The 18,855-nt window shown below is 59.3% G+C and carries 16 protein-coding genes; 3 read left to right on the forward strand and 13 right to left on the reverse strand.

Translation table 11 applies throughout. The features are described 5' to 3' along the window. Window positions 1-57 precede the first annotated feature (57 nt). From ABD112_RS03220 to ABD112_RS03275, 12 genes are all read right to left on the reverse strand, one after another. Window positions 58-1,053, reverse strand: a complete 996-nt coding sequence (locus ABD112_RS03220; protein WP_343923116.1) for an FtsQ-type POTRA domain-containing protein — start codon at window positions 1,051-1,053, stop codon at window positions 58-60. Next, window positions 1,040-2,488, reverse strand: a complete 1,449-nt coding sequence (murC, locus tag ABD112_RS03225; RefSeq protein ID WP_343923118.1) for a UDP-N-acetylmuramate--L-alanine ligase — start codon at window positions 2,486-2,488, stop codon at window positions 1,040-1,042. Before murC ends, ABD112_RS03220 begins: the two co-directional genes overlap by 14 nt. Beyond that, entirely contained in the window at window positions 2,485-3,579 is a 1,095-nt protein-coding gene (locus ABD112_RS03230; protein WP_343923119.1) for a UDP-N-acetylglucosamine--N-acetylmuramyl-(pentapeptide) pyrophosphoryl-undecaprenol N-acetylglucosamine transferase, read from the reverse strand. Before ABD112_RS03230 ends, murC begins: the two co-directional genes overlap by 4 nt. After that, window positions 3,576-4,811, reverse strand: coding sequence for a putative lipid II flippase FtsW (ftsW, locus tag ABD112_RS03235; RefSeq protein WP_343923121.1), 1,236 nt, complete (start codon window positions 4,809-4,811; stop codon window positions 3,576-3,578). The genes ABD112_RS03230 and ftsW overlap by 4 nt, the downstream gene beginning before the upstream one ends. Before the next feature lie 160 nt (window positions 4,812-4,971). Then, window positions 4,972-6,516, reverse strand: a complete 1,545-nt coding sequence (gene murD, locus ABD112_RS03240) for a UDP-N-acetylmuramoyl-L-alanine--D-glutamate ligase (RefSeq protein WP_343923123.1) — start codon at window positions 6,514-6,516, stop codon at window positions 4,972-4,974. Beyond that, window positions 6,501-7,598, reverse strand: a complete 1,098-nt coding sequence (gene mraY / locus ABD112_RS03245; protein ID WP_343923125.1) for a phospho-N-acetylmuramoyl-pentapeptide-transferase — start codon at window positions 7,596-7,598, stop codon at window positions 6,501-6,503. Before mraY ends, murD begins: the two co-directional genes overlap by 16 nt. Continuing rightward, a complete protein-coding gene (locus ABD112_RS03250) occupies window positions 7,595-8,998 on the reverse strand; it encodes a UDP-N-acetylmuramoyl-tripeptide--D-alanyl-D-alanine ligase (protein ID WP_343923127.1) in 1,404 nt (467 codons plus the stop codon). Before ABD112_RS03250 ends, mraY begins: the two co-directional genes overlap by 4 nt. Window positions 8,999-9,034: 36 nt before the next feature. Then, window positions 9,035-10,768, reverse strand: coding sequence for a peptidoglycan D,D-transpeptidase FtsI family protein (locus ABD112_RS03255; protein WP_343923128.1), 1,734 nt, complete (start codon window positions 10,766-10,768; stop codon window positions 9,035-9,037). A gap of 28 nt (window positions 10,769-10,796) precedes the next feature. Then, on the reverse strand, window positions 10,797-11,417 hold the full coding sequence (gene ftsL / locus ABD112_RS03260) for a cell division protein FtsL (protein WP_343923129.1): 621 nt from the start codon (window positions 11,415-11,417) through the stop codon (window positions 10,797-10,799). After that, window positions 11,414-12,367: a 16S rRNA (cytosine(1402)-N(4))-methyltransferase RsmH gene (gene rsmH / locus ABD112_RS03265; RefSeq protein ID WP_343923131.1), complete on the reverse strand. Its 954-nt coding sequence runs from the start codon at window positions 12,365-12,367 to the stop codon at window positions 11,414-11,416. The genes ftsL and rsmH overlap by 4 nt, the downstream gene beginning before the upstream one ends. Before the next feature lie 99 nt (window positions 12,368-12,466). Next, window positions 12,467-12,898: a division/cell wall cluster transcriptional repressor MraZ gene (gene mraZ, locus ABD112_RS03270; RefSeq protein WP_343923133.1), complete on the reverse strand. Its 432-nt coding sequence runs from the start codon at window positions 12,896-12,898 to the stop codon at window positions 12,467-12,469. A 242-nt stretch (window positions 12,899-13,140) separates the two neighbouring features. Beyond that, entirely contained in the window at window positions 13,141-13,524 is a 384-nt protein-coding gene (locus ABD112_RS03275; RefSeq protein WP_343923134.1) for a DUF3040 domain-containing protein, read from the reverse strand. A gap of 73 nt (window positions 13,525-13,597) precedes the next feature. Here ABD112_RS03275 and ABD112_RS03280 point away from each other — a divergent pair, with 73 nt between their 5' ends. Then, window positions 13,598-14,716 (forward strand): polyprenyl synthetase family protein, encoded by a 1,119-nt coding sequence (locus ABD112_RS03280; protein ID WP_343923135.1) that lies wholly within the window; start codon window positions 13,598-13,600, stop codon window positions 14,714-14,716. Between the two features lie 38 nt (window positions 14,717-14,754). Here ABD112_RS03280 and ABD112_RS03285 read toward each other — a convergent pair whose 3' ends face one another. After that, window positions 14,755-15,096, reverse strand: coding sequence for an Rv2175c family DNA-binding protein (locus ABD112_RS03285; protein WP_343923136.1), 342 nt, complete (start codon window positions 15,094-15,096; stop codon window positions 14,755-14,757). Between the two features lie 205 nt (window positions 15,097-15,301). Between ABD112_RS03285 and ABD112_RS03290 the strand changes: the two genes are divergently transcribed. Both ABD112_RS03290 and pknB read left to right on the forward strand, forming a co-directional pair. After that, complete coding sequence (locus ABD112_RS03290) at window positions 15,302-16,789, forward strand: muramidase family protein (RefSeq protein WP_343923137.1); 1,488 nt, start codon at window positions 15,302-15,304, stop codon at window positions 16,787-16,789. A 58-nt stretch (window positions 16,790-16,847) separates the two neighbouring features. Beyond that, the gene (pknB, locus tag ABD112_RS03295; protein WP_343923138.1) at window positions 16,848-18,812 is read left to right on the forward strand and encodes a Stk1 family PASTA domain-containing Ser/Thr kinase; all 1,965 of its coding nucleotides are present in this window, start codon (window positions 16,848-16,850) and stop codon (window positions 18,810-18,812) included. Window positions 18,813-18,855 lie beyond the last annotated feature (43 nt).

Genomic DNA, 18,855 nt, shown 5'->3' on the forward strand with positions numbered 1-18,855 from the left:
CCAAGATCGGCCAGCACGACCAACGCAGCACGCCAGTCGAGCCCGGGGCAATTCGGGTTAGCTCGGTCGGAAAATCCCGTTGCTCGGAGCCGACACATCAAACTCGCCTGCCCTGCCGGCATCCGTTATGGAAATCAGCGACGCCAAGAGCGCAGCCTTCTTGGCAGAGTCACTCGCGCTACCCCAGACGACACGTTGGCCGACGCCCGCAAGCACGAATGACACATCGTCTTTCGTCGTCGCCGAAGCACTCGTCACTTGCGCCCTCAGATCAGACGGGAGCGAGAGGAGGACGCCGGTAACGGCAACAAATGCCGGACTCGCCGTATCCGCTCCCCCGACACTGATCAACGGCACCCCATCGATACGCTCCGCAGACTCCTGAATCGTGATGCCAGCCGGATCGACCAAGCGGAACACTCCGTCAATCTTGACTGAGCCGATCGGTTCGCGCTCAACAATATGTACGAGGAGCGTGTCTGGAGGAACGATCTCCGTGACGTAGCTGCGAATAAGCGGGAACACCGAAAGCTCTTCAGTGATGGCGTCGAAGTTGAGCAGGGCAAGCGGAGTGCCCCTCTGCGTCTCTACGGCAGCTTGAATCTCCGCGGGGTCGATGCGGTCTGTGCCATCAATAACCACAGTGCGGAGCGCCAAAATCGGCGAGAACACGGCAACGGCGATGAGAGCAAGAAGCAAGGCAACTAGACCTGCCACTGAGAGAAGAACAAACTTGCGCGTGCGTGCTCGCCGAGTAAAGCGACGCAACTCTGCTCGCTCTGCCCGCTTTCTGGCTCGCGCTGCCTGACGAAGCTGCTTCCTTGCCAGCGCATCCGGACTCGGTTCACGTCCGCGCACTTTCGGACGAGGCGCGCGTTCGGGCCGAGGCTTCTTGGGCGTTTGCTTGGGCGTCGGCTTGCGCGTCGGCTTGGGAGCGCCTGAGTTGTCTGACTTGAGTGCGCCAGCAACAGAAGTGGAAGGCTTGCGTCGCGGCTTGGCGCTCGGAGCGGCCGACTCGGCGACAGGCTTATCGAAACCCTCAGGCCTCTTCACTCGGCACCTGATCTGCAACACTCGGTTCGACAGCACGAGACGAGCCGCGACTTTCCATTGCCGCAACCAGTTGCGGGATGATGCGGTAGACATCGCCACAGCTCAGCGTCATAACAATGTCGCCCTCATTTGCGAGCTCGGCCACACGCTCTGCCGCCAGCTGCCAATCCGGAACAAAGTCGACGCGGGTGGCATCCGCGAACTGTGATGACACAAGCTCGCCAGTGACACCCGGAATTGGATCTTCACGAGCACCGAAGACGTCGAGCACCACCGTGTGATCTGCGAGTCGCTCATAGACTTCGGCGAACTCGGTGGCCATGTCGCGCGTGCGACTGAATAGATGTGGTTGATGCACGGCAATCAGCTTGCCCGCTCCGAGTACGCTTCGCGCACCGCTCAGTGCCGCCTCAACCTCCGTGGGGTGATGGGCATAGTCGTCATAGACGCTCACACCGTCAACCACCGCGTGAAGTTCGAAGCGACGTTGAGTGCCGGCAAAGGTCGACACAGCATCGATTGCGGGGCCAAGTTCGAAACCGAGACCCACGAGCACTGCGATTGCTCCCGTGGCGTTTACAGCATTGTGGCGCCCAGGAACAGACAACTGCACGCGCTCTTCGCAGCCATCAACGACGATCAAGAAAGCAATAGGACCTTCAGAGGTCAGCGAATGCATCCGCACCGTCGCATCCGGGGCTTCGCCGAACGTGACGATGTTCTTGTGGGTCAATCGTTTCGTGACCCGAATCGCGCCGGCATCATCGCTAGACACCACAACCGCTTCAGAGGCTCGAGACGCAAACTCTACGAAAGCGTCGTCAAACGCCTCGTGCGAGCCATAGTGATCCAAGTGATCGGCGTCAACGTTTGTAACCAGGGCAATCGCAGTTGAGTACAGCAAGAATGAGCCGTCTGATTCATCGGCCTCGACGACAAAGAGATCGTCCGTTCCTGACCCGGAACTTGTTCCGAGGCCCTGGATGACACCACCATTGACGAAGCTTGGCGAGGCGCCCAGCTCGCGAAGAGCAGTAATAATCATGCCGGTCGAGGTTGTCTTACCGTGCGCCCCGGCAACTGCGACTAGGCGCGTGTCGCCAACAAGCCAGGCCAACGCCTGAGAACGATGAAGTACCGGGATGCCCCGCTCAATAGCCGCCAAGTACTCGGGGTTATCTGGCCACAGTGCACCTGTGTATACCAGCGCGTCGGCAGCGCCGAGATGTGCGGCGTCATGCCCAATGTTGATCGTGGCACCAGCCGTGCGCAGCGCGTCGATGTTGGCGTTTGCTGCACGGTCAGATCCTGTGACGGTGATTCCGGCATCCAGAAACAACTGAGCGATACCGCTCATACCCGCGCCACCGACACCGACGAAATGGGCCGAGGTCAACGGACCAGGCAACGGCATAGTCAGGTCAGGAAAGATCATGATGTCAATGGTAGATCGCGCCCGAGTGCCCGATCGACGAGCTCGAGCATCCGGTCGGTTCCATCAAGTGAACCAATGGTCGATGCGCGTGCTGCCATATCGGCAATTACCGCACGTTTGCGCAGCATCGGAACAAGTTCGCCGCTCACCCACTGACCGCTGAACTGGGCATCCGCAACCAATACAGCGGCGCCCGCGTCAACGGCGGTGCGCGCGTTGTACTTCTGTTCGCCATTGCCCACCGGATAAGGAACATAAATGGCGGGGATCCCAAGGCCGGTCAATTCGGCGACGGTCGACGTTCCTGCGCGGGCGATTGCCAAGTCAGCCGAAGCCAACGCAAGCTCCATGCGGTTGCAATACTTCACGACGACATAACCGGGCAGGTGTGGATCTTCAACAACATCGCGATACTCGCCGGTGATGTGCAGAACCTGCCAACCGGCACCTAAGATTCGTGTAATTGATCCCGCGACTGTGTCGTTGATGCGCTTGGCCCCCGACGATCCGCCGGTGACGAGGAGGGTTGGCTTCTTGGGATCGAGCCCGAAAAAATCGTCTGCTTCGGCACGAGCAGCAAAACGGTCGAGCGATTCAATCTCAGCGCGGAGAGGCATCCCGACGACTACGCCACCACGAATCGGCGTGCGGTCAAAGGCGGTCCCCACAAATGATGTGAAGAACGAGCCGAGGCGATTAGCGATTCCCGGTTTGCTATTGGCCTCATGGATCACGAGAGGCACGCCAGCTTTGCGCGCACCCAAATACCCCGGAGCCGCGACATAGCCACCAAAACCGACGACGACATCAACATCGCGCTCGGTGATGAGCTCAGCCACATGGTCGATCGTTTCGCGCAAGCGACGCGGAAACTTTAGCGCCGCGCGATTGGGTCGGCGCGGGAACGGAAGTTTATCGATCGTGAGCAACTCGAAACCACGCTCAGGAACCAGTCGAGCCTCAAGGCCCTCCTCAGTGCCAAGCACCAGAACTTCAGCCTCCGGCTCGCGCACACGAATTCGCTCAGCGACGGCAAGAAGTGGATTCACATGACCGGCTGTTCCGCCGCCGGCGAGTAAATAGGTGGTCATCGACGTCCTCGTGCTCGATCAGCTGCGAGCATGCGTGAGCGATCCGCAGCAGACTGGGTTGGCGGTATTGCTGCCGTGGCTGCGGCCGTGGCTGCGCGCGGTTCAGGCTTGTTGCCCGCTCGCGCAAACGACAGCACTATTCCGATCGCGAGAAGTGTCGCGATCAGTGCAGAGCCGCCGGTTGAAATCAGGGGCAACGGTACTCCAAGTACAGGAAGAACTCCCAGCACCACCGCAAAGTTTACGAACGCCTGTCCAACAGTCCACACCATGACACCGGCAGTGGCGATCCGCACAAAGCTGTCGTTGGTTGAACGGATGATGCGGATGAACGCAATAGCCAGAACAACGAAGAGCAACAGCACTACGGTCGCGCCGATGAGTCCAAGCTCTTCGCCAATAATGGCAAAGATGTAGTCGTTGTCGGCGTGAGGAAGCCAGCCGCGCTTGGCGACCGAATTACCGAGACCGGTGCCAAAAATGCCGCCGCCCGCCAAAGCCCAGTAGGCGTGATCGATTTGCCAGCACGCATCCTGATAATCGAGATCGGTGCATCCATTTATCCACACACCGATACGCGAACTTCGGGAACTGCTCGTTCCTGCAAACAGCAACGCACCGACCGCTACGCCCAGCACGCCAACGGCGAGAAAACGCATCCGCACACCGGCGAAGAAGAGGCACCCAAACACGATGAGCAGCATGATGGATGCTGTTCCCAAGTCGTTTCCGATGAGCACGAACCCGATAGCAGCGCCGGCAACCGGGGCGACCGGCAGAAGCACATGGCGCCAGTCCGAGAGTAGATCCTGCTTAGTAGACAGCACCCATGCAACCCAGACGATCACGGCGACTTTGACAAACTCTGAAGGTTGCGCAGTGAACGACCCGAAGCGAATCCAGTTTTGGTTTCCGCCGTAACCGTAGCCGATGCCGGGAATGAAGACGAGCAGCTGAAGCACGCCGCCAAAGACGAGTCCGGGCCACGCCCACCGCTTCCAGAAACCGACCGGCGCGCGCGACGCGATGAGCATGAGCGGCACCCCGATCACGGCGAACATGCCTTGCCGAAGGAACCGCCCGAAGAAACCTTCGTCAGCGGTGAACGACTCCACCGACGACGACGAGAGCACCATGACAAGCCCGAAAATAACGAGAAACAGCGTGGTGCCCAGCAGTAGGAAAAAATTGCTCGACTGTGTCGAGAAGATCCGTTTTACGGGGACGCGCAATGGCGCCGTCGGTGCAGACGAAGAAGAAGGCGCGGCGGGCGACGAGGATGTGGATGAAGGCGCACGCTCAGACGAAACTGTCGGACGCTGTTTGCGAGACGCTGCTGGCGTTTGACGCGGCTTGGGCTTCGGCTGTGGCTGTGGCGGGACCGACGCAGAGCTATTCGGCCGTTGGGGTCGCTGTGGGGGCGTCGGTGGTGTCATCGTCGCTCCCTCCTACTCGCTCACGCACGGCAGCCGCAAATTGCTCTCCGCGATCGGAATAACTGGTGAATTGATCCATGGATGCCGCTGCCGGCGCCAATAAGACTGTGTCACCTTCGATAGCGATTCCGTGCGCGATCTCCACGACGCGCGGCATCACGTGTTCAGTGTCAGTCGGGTCCACCTCGAAGACCGGAATCTGCGGCGCGTGTCGCTCGAATGCCGCAAGGATTGCCAGCCTGTCGGTGCCGATAACGATGGCAGCCTTAAGGCGTTTAGCGTGCTGCTGGATGAGTGGCGCGACATCCACACCCTTCAGGAGCCCCCCGACAATCCACACAACGGGGTCGACCGCGGAGAGCGATGCGCTGGCAGCGTGAATGTTTGTGGCCTTGGAGTCGTTCACCCACGTCACTCCCCCGCTCTCAAGCACGAGCTGGTTTCGGTGTGCATCCACTTCGAAGCTGGCGACGCCGGCACGAAGCGCCTCAACACTGATTCCGGCTGCTCTCGTGAGCGCACTCGCCGCGAGAATATTGGCGAGCATGTGCGGAGCTGCCAGATTACGCTGCCGAAGCTCATCAAGAGTAAACAGCTCCACTGCCGCATTATGGCGGTCGTCGTGAAATGCACGTTCAGCAAGCAGGTCGCTGACAATGCCAAAGTCGCTGGGGCCAGGAGTGTCGAGACCGAAGCCGATGGCGCGGCACCCCTCAACTACGTCTGCTTCTTCGACCATCGACTGCGTTGCTTGAACCGCTCGGTTGTAGACGGCGGCAACTTTCGTGTTGGCGTACACAGTGGCTTTGGCCTGCGCGTAGGCGTCGCGAGAACCGTGCCAGTCGAGGTGGTCGTCGGCGAGATTGAGGCACACGCTTGCCAGTGGGGAGATCGCCCCCGCACCGTGACGCGGCATCCCGTGAAGTTGAAAACTTGAGAGTTCAACGACGAGAAAGTCGAAGCCATCAGGGTACCGAATTGCATCAAGCACTGGAATGCCGATATTGCCGACAGCGCCGGCCCTCAAGCCTGCGGTCGTGAGAATGTGCGCGGTCAATTGCGTGGTCGTTGTCTTACCGTTGGTACCCGTGATCGCGATCCACTCAGCAGGGGTACCGGTCTTGTCGCGCAATCGCCAAGCAAGTTCAATCTCGGTCCACATCGGCACGCCAGCGCTGCGACACCACTCAAGGAGTATGTAATCGACCGGATACCCGGGCGAGACAATAACGACCTCTGGCATATGCGCGCTAAGAGCTGAAATCTGCTCTTCGGCGGTGCCGCCAAGCGCTAGGGTCGCGCCAATGACCTGCGCCATTTCGACGCGGTTCTCGGATGCCGAATCCGCGACCACAAGAACGTCAGCCTTCAGCTCCGTGAGAGTGTCAGCCGCAGAAAATCCGGTAGCGCCAAGCCCGAGTACAGCGACTTTGAGGTCGCTCCATTCGGAGTTCCAACTGGTGAGGGTGTCGAGATCGCGCACAGCTACTGGTTGATCCATTCGAGGTAGAAGAGTCCAACGCCCGCGGCAACGAACATTGCTGCGATCAGCCAGAAGCGCACCACTACCGTGACTTCTGCCCATCCTTTGAGTTCGAAATGATGGTGCAGCGGACTCATTAGGAAGATGCGCTTACCGCCGCTGATCTTGAAGTACGCGCGTTGCAGGATCACCGAACCGGTGACGATGAGGAAGAGGCCACCGATGAGTACGAGAAGAAGTTCGGTGCGGCTCATGATGGCAAGAGCTGCGAGTGCTCCACCGAGGCCGAGCGAACCCGTATCTCCCATGAAGACCTGAGCCGGCGAGGTGTTCCACCAGAGGAAGCCGATGAGCGCTCCCGCGATAGCCGCGGCGATGATCGCGAGATCTAGCGGGTCGCGCACTTCGTAGCACTTGTACAGCACTTCACGGTCGATACCAGAGTTGCTGCACGACTGATTGTTCTGCCAGAAGCCAATGAAGATGTACGACGAGATCGCGAAGATTGCGGAGCCGGTGGCGAGACCGTCGAGACCGTCAGCAACGTTCACACCATTCGATGTGCTCACAATGATGAGAGTCACCCAGATGGCGAACAGGATCGCGCCAATGACGACGCCGAAGGTTGCCAGATCGAGCCAACTGATGTCGCGAACGGCCGAGATCATGGATGACGCAGGCGTAAGCCCACCGGGGTCGGGGAAATTGAGGGCAAGGGCAGCGAACCCGGCGGCCACTATGACTTGGCCGGCGATCTTGGACCAACCACCGAGCCCAAGACTGCGCTGTTTGCGGGTCTTCAAGAAGTCGTCGAGGAATCCGATTAGGCCTAGGCCGACCATCAGGTAAATCACGAGAAGCCCCGACAGCGTGACGGTTTCGCGAGCGACCCAGTGCCCTACAAAATATCCGGCAGTCGAGCCGATGATGAAGACGATTCCACCCATCGTGGGCGTTCCGCGCTTCGTGTGGTGGCTCTCGGGGCCGTCGTCACGAATGAACTGGCCCCACTTCAGCCGCACAAATAGGCGAATGAACATTGGGGTCAGCAGAAGGGTGAAAAGGAGCGAGAAGCCCGCTGCAATAAGTAGAGCGATCATGCGGTGACACCCGCAATCCGGTCACCCAGGTGTCGCAGACCAGCAGAGTTCGACGATTTCACCAACACAACATCGCCCTCCCGCAGTTCCTCACGCAGCACAGCGTATGCCTCTTCGATGCTATCTACGAGTACCGACTCTCCATCCCACGAACCTTCAAGACCGGCTGCATTGTGGATGTGACGGGCCGCGTGACCAACGACGATCAGCTTCTGCACGTTCAGACGCACAATAAGTCGGCCGATACGGTCGTGCTCTTCGTTGGCGTACTCGCCCAACTCAGCGATCTCGCCGAGCACAGCAACCGAACGATTTTCGGGGCCAACTATTTGCACAAGGGTCTTCAATGCAGCCGCCATCGAGTCAGGGCTCGCGTTGTAGGCGTCGTTGATTACTGTCACTCCGCCTGGACCGTTAAGCAGTTCCATGCGCCAGCGCTCGGCGCGCTCGATCGATTCGAGAGCAGCAGCTGAGCGCTGAGGATCAATGCCCAACGCACGAGCGGCAGTGATCGCGGCGAGCGCATTCGTGACGTGATGCTCTCCCAAGATCCGCAACTGTACGGGGATGACGGTGTCACCGATATGAAGGTCGAACGCGGTTCCCCGTGCCGTCGCTTCGATCTCGTCGGCCCACACATCTGCGCTGAAGTCGAGGCCAAAGGAGCTGACGGATGCTTCGGTCTGCTGGCCCATCGCCTTGACGCGGCCATCGTCGTAGTTGAGAACGGCGGTTGCGTGCGAAGGCAGCGCGGTCACCATTTCGGATTTCGCACGGGCGATGGTCGCAGCATCACCAAATTTTCCGACGTGCGCAAGGCCAACCATGAGCACAATGCCGACATCGGGCATCACGATCGATTGCAGTCGGGCGATATCTCCGATGCCGTCGGCACCCATTTCTACAACCAAGAACTTGCTGTGGTCAGTTACGCCGAGCATTGTGATGGGCGCACCGACGTCGTTGTTGAACGATCCCTGCGGGGCTACAGTCTCTCCCTCACGTTCGAGGATACTCCGCAGCATATTCTTGGTGGTGGTCTTGCCATTCGACCCGGTGACCGCAACAACCTTAAGGTCGCCACGAGCGCGAACGTGCGCAACGACAGCGCGAGCAAGAGCGTGAAGCGCGTGTACTCCGTCGTCGACAATGATCTGCGCGACATCTACGTCAAGGGGGCGTTCGGCAATCACAAGTGCAGCACCATTCGCGACAGCGCTGTGAGCAAAGAGATGGCCGTCGGTCGATTCGCCCCGAAGCGCAACAAAGATTGACCCTGCCGTGCTCAATCGAGAATCAGTTTGCACGGCGACTGCAGGCAAACGCCGATCGGCAGTCGATTCATCAACGAGCGTCCCGCCGACGGCGGTGGCAATTTCGGCGATACTCAGTTCGATCACGTGGTGTGCTCCAGGTTGGGTAAACGCAGCGATAACTCACCAGCGCAGCGGCAGATCCGGTCCCGACGATCCCGACGGAGTAACTCGGTAGGTGGTCAGCGTCTGGGCCATTATGTCGCGGAATGTCGAGGCAATTACGCCCGAATAGATGGTATCGGGGATACCTGCGGTCGCGATCACAACATACTCAGGATCATCAACTGGGGCTATTCCTGCATAGGAAATTACGACCTTATCGCCGTAGCCCCCACTTTCGGCTACCTGAGCGGTTCCACTCTTGACTGCAACTCGATATCCCGGAATCTGAAGGTTCGGCGCCGATCCACTGGAGCTGTACACCATTTCCATCATCTGGAGGGTCTGCTCAGATGCCTCTTTAGAGATGACGCGAGTGCCGTCGGTCGACGGAGTGTCAGTGACGCTGCCGTCGGGCCAGTAGCAGCCTTCGACAAGAGTCGGCGGAAGCCGCACGCCGTCGTTGCCGAGCGTCTGATAGGCGCTGGCCATCTGGATCGAAGTCGCGCTAAGGCCCTGACCGAACTGCACTGCATAATTTGTGCGCGCATCCCATTGGCTCGCGTCGTGCAGCGTGCCGCTTGACTCGCCATTGAAGCCGACTCCGGTCTTCTCACCAAGCCCGAATGCCTGCAAGTAATCATGACGAGCAGACGCCTTGAGCAGGTCGGTGTACTGCGCGATCGCGGTGTTCGACGACTCCACGAGAGCACCAGCGAGTGTCAGTCGCTGATCCGCGTGATAGAAGGAATCGCTGATCACTCCGCCACCATTGGCGAGCTCAAGGGCATAAGGAGACACGACTTGAGTCCGCTGGTTTGCGCTTCCGGAATCAATGAGGGATGCGGCTGTTAGCGCTTTTATGGTCGATCCGGGCTCGTACGGGGTACTGAACGCGCGCGAACCAAGATCTCCAACGTCAGAGAGATTCACATTGTTGGGGTCTACCGTCGGCCAGTCGCTCACAGCGAGCAGGTGCCCGTCGCTCACGCGCATGACGACTCCGGTCGCCCAGGTCGCTCCCAGAGCTTCTGCGGTTTGTGCCATGCGCTGCTGCACATAGAACTGCAGGTCGCGGTCAATCGTTAGCTTGAGAGTTCCGCCGTCTTTTTGCTCAAGAATGTCAACGGAGCTACCAGGCAGCGCAACACCATCTTCCCCGCGTGCATAGCTCGCTTCGCCGTCTTGGCTCGCCAAGCACTCGTCCTTGGTCAACTCGAGACCCGCTTGCGGGCCGTCCGTGCCGATGAATCCGACCAGATTGCCGGCGACTTCCCCGTTCGGGTAGCTGCGTTCAGGCCGCAACTCGTAGTAGAGCCACGCGATGTCGAGTTCAACGACCGTCTGGTACTGCTCGAGAGTGATCCCCTTAGCCAAGTACTCGAAATCTGACTCTGGGCTCTCAAGGATGGTCGTGAGTAAAGCCGTTGGGTCTCCCCCAATGACATTGGTGATCTTTGTAAGGTCCTCCAAAACCACCACAGACGCATTCTCGCGCAACAGGGTCACGCGGGGAGAGATCACGATGTCGAACCGCTCGACACTATCGGCAAGAACAGCACCACGCGTGTCAACGATGTCTCCGCGCGTGCCATAGGTCACTCGAGTCAGAGTGCGCTTGGTGTCTGCTTCGGCGGATAGCGCTTCAGCTTGAACAACCTGGAGATCGATGAGCCGAACCATGAATACTGCGGTCAACGCCACAATCGTGAAAACTACAAAAGTAATCCTGGCACGAGTCGAGCGCGGCTTCATCGGTTCTCCCCCGGTGTGGTCGGTTCCATCATCGCGTGACTGGTGCGGGAATCGCGTTATTCGCCGCCTCTGGCGCGGCGCTGGATGCTGCGGTACCCGACGAGGTCGATGAGGACGCTACCGTCGTGGCTGCAGCTGCTGCTGCCGTCGCTTTCGCGGCTTTCGCAGCGGCGGCGACCTCGGTGCTCACAAGCGGCATCCCGGTCAGGAGCGTGTTGCCGACAAGGCCGCACTTTCCGCCACAGCCGGTCGGATCTGCGCTACCGGGAAGACGGAAGACGGATCCGTTAGCAACGTTGAGTGAGTACGGAGCGGCGTTGGGGATCATTCCGAAACCAGCTGCTTGTGCGGCGAGGTTTTGCGACGACGATTGCAGCGCAAGCGACTCAAGCAAGTTCTGCTCAGTGCGATTGAGAAGCTTCTGCTGGTCCTGAAGCGAATCGATTTGGTATGCACCCTGAGTGACCACGATGCTCAGCAGAAGCTGCGCTGCGAGGATCACAAACATGCTCGCGACCGTGACTACGGCGTAGAGGGCTCGTGGACGGGCCTTGCGCTGTGCCCGAGTCGTGACGATCTCGATGTGAGATGGTCGCTGCCCAGGGGTCTGCAGCGGCTGGGGCTGCGCATAAGCGAGGTTAGTGCTCATGAGATGACTCGCATTCGTTCAATGGCTCGCAGTCGTACGGGCTTGGCTCTGGGATTGGTTTGTTGTTCTGCGTCACTTGCTTGCTCAGATCCGCGAACAAGCAGTTTCAGCTCGGGCTTGTGCTCGGGAAGCTCCACAGGGAGCCCCGCAGGTGCTGTTGAGCGTGAGCGTCGCTGCAGCTCGCGCTTGACGATGCGGTCCTCAAGCGACTGGTACGCCAGCACAACCATTCGGCCGCCAACTTCCAGAGAGTTGATAGCGGCTGGGATCGCACGCTCCAGTACTGAGAGCTCTTGGTTCACCTCGATGCGAAGGGCCTGGAACACCCGTTTTGCCGGGTGCCCTGCCCGTTGTGCGGCCGCAGGTGTCGCCGCAATGATCAGTTCAACCAACTGTGCGGATGTGGTCAGCGGCTGCTGCTCACGGAATTGCACGATGCGGCTGGCGAATCGCGGTGCCAACTTCTCATCGCCATACGCATAGAAGATGCGGCGGAGTTCTAGTTCGCTATAGGTAGCGAGGATGTGCTCGGCAGTAACGGGAGTCGAGGCATCCATCCGCATATCTAGCGGAGCATTTTGTGAATAGGAGAACCCGCGCTCAACTCGGTCGAGTTGAAGCGAGGAGACACCGAGGTCGAAGAAGATTCCCTGGGCGTTCGAGAATCCCAACGAAACGAGTGCCTTCGGAATCTCGTCGTAGACAGCATGAACAAAGTGCGTGCGGCTAGCGAAAGGCTCAAGCCGACGTCGAGCGATAGCAAGAGCGTCCTCGTCTCTATCAATCCCCACGAGAGTGAGGTGGGGGAACCGCTGGAGGAATGCCTCCGCGTGACCGGCCATACCGAGCGTGCCGTCAACAAGTACGGCTCCGGGAGCATCAAGCGCAGGCGCGAGCAGTTCAATGGAACGCTCGAGGAGCACTGGGGTGTGGATTGTGTTGTCAGCCATGGTGATTAGGGCTAGTTCTCGGATGCTGATCCCCATCCGATGCGACCTGATATCGGGGAAGAAAATCAGGGCGTTCGGCTGGGAGTCAGCATCTAAGAGCTAGAAGAGTCCCGGAATCACCTCCTCGGTGGTGTTGACGTAGTCGGCCTCGTTGGCCTCGTAGTAGTTGTTCCAGGCCTCGGTGTCCCAGATTTCCGCACGATTGCCCGCGCCGATGACGGTGAGATCGCGACCCAAACCGGCGTACTCGCGAAGGCCTGCAGGAATAGTGACTCGGTGTTGTTTGTCTGGCGTCTCTTGGTTTGCCCCCGAGAGGAACAGCCGCAGAAAGTCGCGCCCCTGCTTGCTCGTTACTGGCGCCTTGCGGATCGCTTCGTGCATGACCTCGAACTCGCGCTGGCTAAAGACGTAAAGGCAACGCTCTTGCCCGCGAGTAACAACCACGCCAGAAGCGAGCTCTTCGCGAAACTTTGCCGGCAAAATGATGCGGCCCTTGTCGTCGAGCTTGGGGGCATAGGTGCCTAGAAACACGGCAGCCTCCCCTCATTCTCCGGCCCGGGTTTAGGTATTCTCCACTTTACTCCACTTTCAACCACAAATCGAAGGTTTTCGGACATAAATATCCGAAAATGCCAGAAAAGGCCTGTAAACATATAGAGAAACGAGGTGGAGGAAAATGGAGTGATTTCCCTGCATCACCGGAAATTGACCCCGTTCAGGGCACAAAAAAGGACCAGCCCGAAGGCTGGTCCTAAAAGTGGAGGAAGTTGGGGTTATCCGCGGCCGTCCTGGCGGCGATCCCAACGAGCGTTGATTGTGTCCATAAATGATGCCCCGCGCTTGGACGAGCGACGCGACGAACTTGAGGGCGCCGCGTCCTCGGCATCAGAAGCGGACAGGCGCTGCGGGGACGCGAACAACAGCACGCCAACGAACATCACAACAAAACCGAGTACGCCCACGAGCGGCAACTGAACGATGACTCCCGTAAGCAACGTAACAATGCCGACGACTCCCACGAGAACGCCGATCACCATCATTCGGTAGTTGGGCTTGCCACGGCGGGGGCTGACTGTAGTGACGAAATCAGCGTCGTTTTGATAGAGGCTGCGCTCCATCTCATCGAGGGCCCGCTGCTCTTGCTCTGAAAGCGGCATTTCGTTCCCCTCTCTTTGGGATCCACGGCTAAGTCTCTATAGTACGCCCCGATTCAGTCGCTAGGGTAGACGAGTGCCTGAGAGTAACCAGTTAGTTGACCTAGTCCAGCTGAAGATCGACGAATTTCTCGCTGAAAAGCGCGCGGAGTTGAACACCATCGCGCCCGAGCTAACTGCGCTCGTCGACGTCGGCGGTGACCTACTCTCGGGGGGGAAACGATTCCGCGCCCTGTTCTGCTACTGGGGATGGCAATCCGTAGCTGGGCTTCCCTCAGCGGAGAACCCGCTCAACGACGATGAAGTCTCCCGAGAACTGCCCGGAGTACTCATGTCGGCATCTGCCCTCGAGCTCTTTCACGCCGCAGCCCTCGTGCACGACGACATCATGGATCGCTCAGACACCCGTCGGGGAGCTCCGGCTGCGCATCGCCGCTTCGAGCAAATGCACATCGACGGAGGGTGGGCTGGCAACGCAGAGAATTACGGTGAGTCCTCTGCTCTACTCCTCGGTGACCTTCTTCTCGGCTGGAGCGACGAACTACTCGGCCGCGGGCTCGCGTTACTTCCCCGACCTTCAGCGCTTACTGCGCGTCGGGAATTCATGACCATGCGAACTGAAGTTATGGCCGGCCAGTTTCTCGACATCCACGACGAAAGCGCCTGGACAAGTTATCCCGAATCCGAAGCGCTAGACCGCGCACAGCGTGTGCTCATCTACAAGTCCGCGAAATACAGCGTCGAAGCGCCCCTAGCCGTTGGCGCGAGCCTAGGTGCAGGCAGCGACGAACAGCTCGCGGCGCTGCGCGCCTTCGGGCTTCCGCTTGGCGTCGCGTTCCAGCTCCGAGACGACATATTGGGGGTATTTGGTGACCCAGAGTTGACGGGTAAGCCTGCGGGCGACGACCTCCGCGAGGGCAAGCGAACCGCGATCATTGCTATTGCCCGCCAAAAGCTCTCTGCTAGCGCAAATTCGATCTTGGATGAACTTCTCGGCGACCCTGATCTCACGACGGAGCAAGTCAACATAATCCGCTCAACCCTGCAGGATTCGGGAGCGGTGGATCAGATTGAAAAGGTCATCGCTCGCAACCTTGAGCGCGCCTGCGAAGCGATCGAAACAGCTAATTTGGCGCCTACGGCTAGAGCACGACTACTCGAACTAGCGACAGCAGCGACAACCCGCACCTCATAGGGCAACTCGCACGTCATAGGGCAACGCTGCGGCGAAAGTTAGAAGCCGAGCGCCTGAGCGACGCGGCGCACTTCTGCTTTTCTTCCCGCCCGTAATGCTTCGACAGGCGATACGCCCAAACTTGGTTCGATATTGAGGAGCCAGCCCATGGACTCTTCTGAGCTGAAGCCAGCATCGCCGAGAACACTCACAGTTCCTTTGAGCTCTCGCAACGGTGCACCGTCGACGATGAAGACGTCGGGTACTTGCCACACTCCGTCGATTTTGCTCGCGAGTAGTGCGCCCTCTTCGATCAGACGGCGGACTTGGCTTACCTTGAGCCCGAGCTGCTCGGTGAGGTCCGGAACGGTGAGCCAGTTAGTGGTGGGTGATTCAGTCACCCCTTAAGAGTGCCATGACCAATGCGGGAAACCTGACAGTTCGCACGGCATACCCAGAATATTCACGAGTGAACTCAAGTAACACCAGTCACATTTGCCACACCTATCACAGTAGTTGACACTAGATCGCTTCTGTGACAGCTTGGAAGCCGTGATCTAGGTGATCACACACACCTTCTCGGGGCCGGGAGCAGGAAGAAAAGCTATGACACATTTCACTATGAACGACACGGATAGCGTCGCGCACACAGTTTTCGCTGGGCTAGTTCCCGCAGCAGTTGACAATGGAGAGCGCGCACGTCGCCTCGCTCAACAGCGAGCGCGAGCCGGCCGCAACCTCATGAATACGGTTCCCGTGATTCTTGTCGGATCCCTTGCAGCCGCAACCTTCAACCTCACCGGGCCAGTTGAGCCAGTCAACGCAAAGACGCCAAACGACCCTCACCTCTCGACAGAACGCGCAAACAAGCCAACGGCAGCAACCACAGCATCCGTCAGCGAAGCAGCCGCCACGGTAATCAGCCCCGCGCCCGCAAGCTACACCGTGGCAGAGGGCGACACTGTCAGCGACATTGCGTCTCGCTACGGGCTATCGACGGCATCCGTTCTTGCGCTCAACGGCCTGAGCTGGTCATCAATGATTTTTCCCGGCCAGAAGCTCACCCTCACCAAGGGCGCAACAGAACCTCTGCCGAGCGTGAGCCACACCAAGACCACCAATGGCCAATACACGATCGTCGCAGGCGACACCATTAGCGGAATCGCCAACAAGTTCGGCATTTCGACGATCTCGGTGATGTCAGCGAACGGTCTCGGCTGGTCAAGCATCATTTACCCAGGCCAAACGATCGTGATTCCGGGCAACCTCAGTGCACCCGCCGAAGATACCCAGGAATACGACTTCACGACTGACAACAACGACGGAGATACTGCGGATGCCGACGCTGGCACCACAGACAATGCCGACGAGAGCACTACCGAGTCAGCCGACAGCACAGAGGTCGAGCCTGAATCTGCAGATGCAGTAGTCGAGCCTGAAGAAGTTGCACCAGCTCCAGCTCCAGAAGTATCGACCCCCGCTCCAGCACCCGCCCCAATATCAGGCAGTAGCTACCTCGTTGTTTCTGGGGACACCATTTCTGCGATCGCAAAAAGATTTGGACTCTCCACTCAAGCCCTGCTCGAGGCCAACGGCCTCAGCCAGTCGAGTGTGATCTACATCGGCGACAAACTGACAATTCCGTCGTCAACCTCAGCTCCGGCGAGCAGTGGTGGCAGTGTCACCTACTTGACCGCTGAGATGCGCACCAACGCTCAGGTCATCATCCAGGTCGGCCGCGATCTCGGGGTATCCGACTACGGAATCACTATCGCACTCGCGACGGCCATGCAGGAATCTAGCCTGCGCAACCTCAGCTGGGGTGACCGCGACTCAGTCGGACTCTTCCAGCAACGACCCAGCTCTGGCTGGGGCACGGTCGCGCAGCTCACGACACCGTCACACGCAGCGCGGCTTTTCTACGGTGGATCGAGCAACCCCAACAAGGGCATTACCCGGGGACTCCTCGACATCTCGGGCTGGAAAAACATGACCCTGACCCGCGCTGCCCAGGCGGTTCAGATCTCGGCCTACCCCGACGCGTACGCAAAGTGGGAGACATCGGCGCGTTCATGGCTGCAAGAACTCGGCTAACCCGCCGAACCGCCGTGTCTAGCGGCACTCTCGGAGCTCAGAACTTTAGACTCTGAGAGTGAATGCGAACAACACTGATCCGATGATCGGCCGTCTACTCGACGGCCGGTATCAGATCCGTTCGCGGATCGCCCGTGGCGGCATGGCCACCGTGTACCTTGCCACCGACCTTCGGCTTGAGCGCAAGGTCGCCATCAAGATCATGCATGGCCATCTTGCCGACGACAGCAAGTTCAAAGAACGCTTCGTTCAAGAGGCTCGATCGTCTGCGCGTCTCGCGCATCCCAACGTCGTGAACGTCTTCGATCAAGGGCAAGACAGTGACATGGCGTATCTCGTCATGGAGTACCTGCCCGGGATTACCCTGCGCGATCTTCTACTTGAGCACCGCGTCCTCACGACCGAGCAAACGCTCGACATTATGGAAGCAGTGCTCGCCGGGCTAGCCGCAGCCCACAAAGCCGGGATCGTGCACCGCGACTTGAAGCCCGAAAACGTTCTGCTCGCAGACGACGGGCGCATCAAGATTGCCGATTTCGGGCTGGCACGTGCTGCCAGTGCGAACACCGCAACAGGGGCAGCTCTGCTTGGCACCATCGCCTACCTCTCCCCCGAACTCGTGACTCGCGGTATAGCTGACACTCGCAGCGATATCTACGCCGTGGGAATCATGATGTACGAAATGCTCGTTGGCGAGCAGCCCTTCAAGGGCGAACAGCCAATGCAGATTGCCTACCAGCACGCAAACGATGCGGTGCCGAGCCCCAGCGCCACCAACCATCTTGTTCCGGCTGAACTCGACGATCTTGTGCTGTGGTCGACCGCCCGTGAGCCGGATGATCGTCCTCGCGATGCGCGAGTTCTGCTCGACCAGCTGTACCAAACGCACAGTTCGCTGATGACCGCACTGCCGCCGACAGCGTCCACCGCGGTACAGCGCACGATGGTGCTGCCTAGCGCGCCAGCGGCGGAGTCGATGAGGTCAACCGCCGAGACCCAGATATTCGGCGCAGAGCTGCAGCATGTAGCGCCGCCGGCCCCAACACAGGTTTCAGAGAACACGACAACGCTCTCGACGCGCGCAACCAAAAGGAAGTCTCGCGGCTGGTGGTTGCTCGTACTGATCGTCTTGCTGGTCGGCGGCGCAGCAGGAACCGGTTGGTACTTCGGGTCTGGTCCAGGATCGCAAGTGACGATTCCCGAAAGCATTCAGAGCGCGACGCCCGAAGACGCGCGAGCGATTCTCGAAGACCTGGGACTCGAGGTTAGCGATGAGCTTGGCGAAACCTTCGACCCGGTCGTCGCCATCGATCTAGTCGCCAACTCGACGCCCGCAATCGGCTCATCAGTTCCGAACGGTGCGCCCGTAACTCTGCTGATCTCCCAAGGCCCGCAACCCATTGCTGTCCCCGCTTTCGCCGGAATGACCGAACAAGAGGCACGCGACGCTATTGAGGCCGCGCCATTCACCCTCGTGGAGCCCGTCATCAAGCAGTTCGACGGTGACATCGCCGCTGGGCTGGTGATTGACGTGCTCGGCGCCGACGAGACCTCAATCCTCGGCGCAGAGACCTACGGCGAACAGCAAAACGTTTACCTAATCGTTTCTTCGGGACCGCTACCTAACGTTGCGTGCGCGACCGTCGATGAAGCGTCACAAATCCTTGCCGGTGTCGGGCTCAAGTCGGAGCGTGGCAGTGAGGTCTTCAATGACTGCGCAGAAGGCACCGTCGTCGCAATCGATCCCGAACGTGATGGCGATGGAAACGCCCGCACCTTCCGTGAGGGCGATACCGCGACGCTCATCATTTCTCGCGGGCCAGACCTCGTGCAGATGCCCGACGTGATCGGCGACAACATCGCCGCAGCAAAGCGAGAACTCGAAGAAGCAGGATTCGTCGTCACCGTCGATACCGCGATTCAACAAATTTTCTGGAGCTTCCCTCCCGCGCAGGTCACCGATCAGAACCCCACAGGTGGCGAGATGATCAAGCGCGGATCCGACGTCACAATCTACGGCTAGCTAACTCGACACCGTCTGGCTTCTCGTCTCAACCTGTCTGGCC

Origin of the sequence: Rhodoglobus aureus (assembly GCF_039527955.1) — a bacterium.
GTDB lineage: Bacteria > Actinomycetota > Actinomycetes > Actinomycetales > Microbacteriaceae > Rhodoglobus > Rhodoglobus aureus.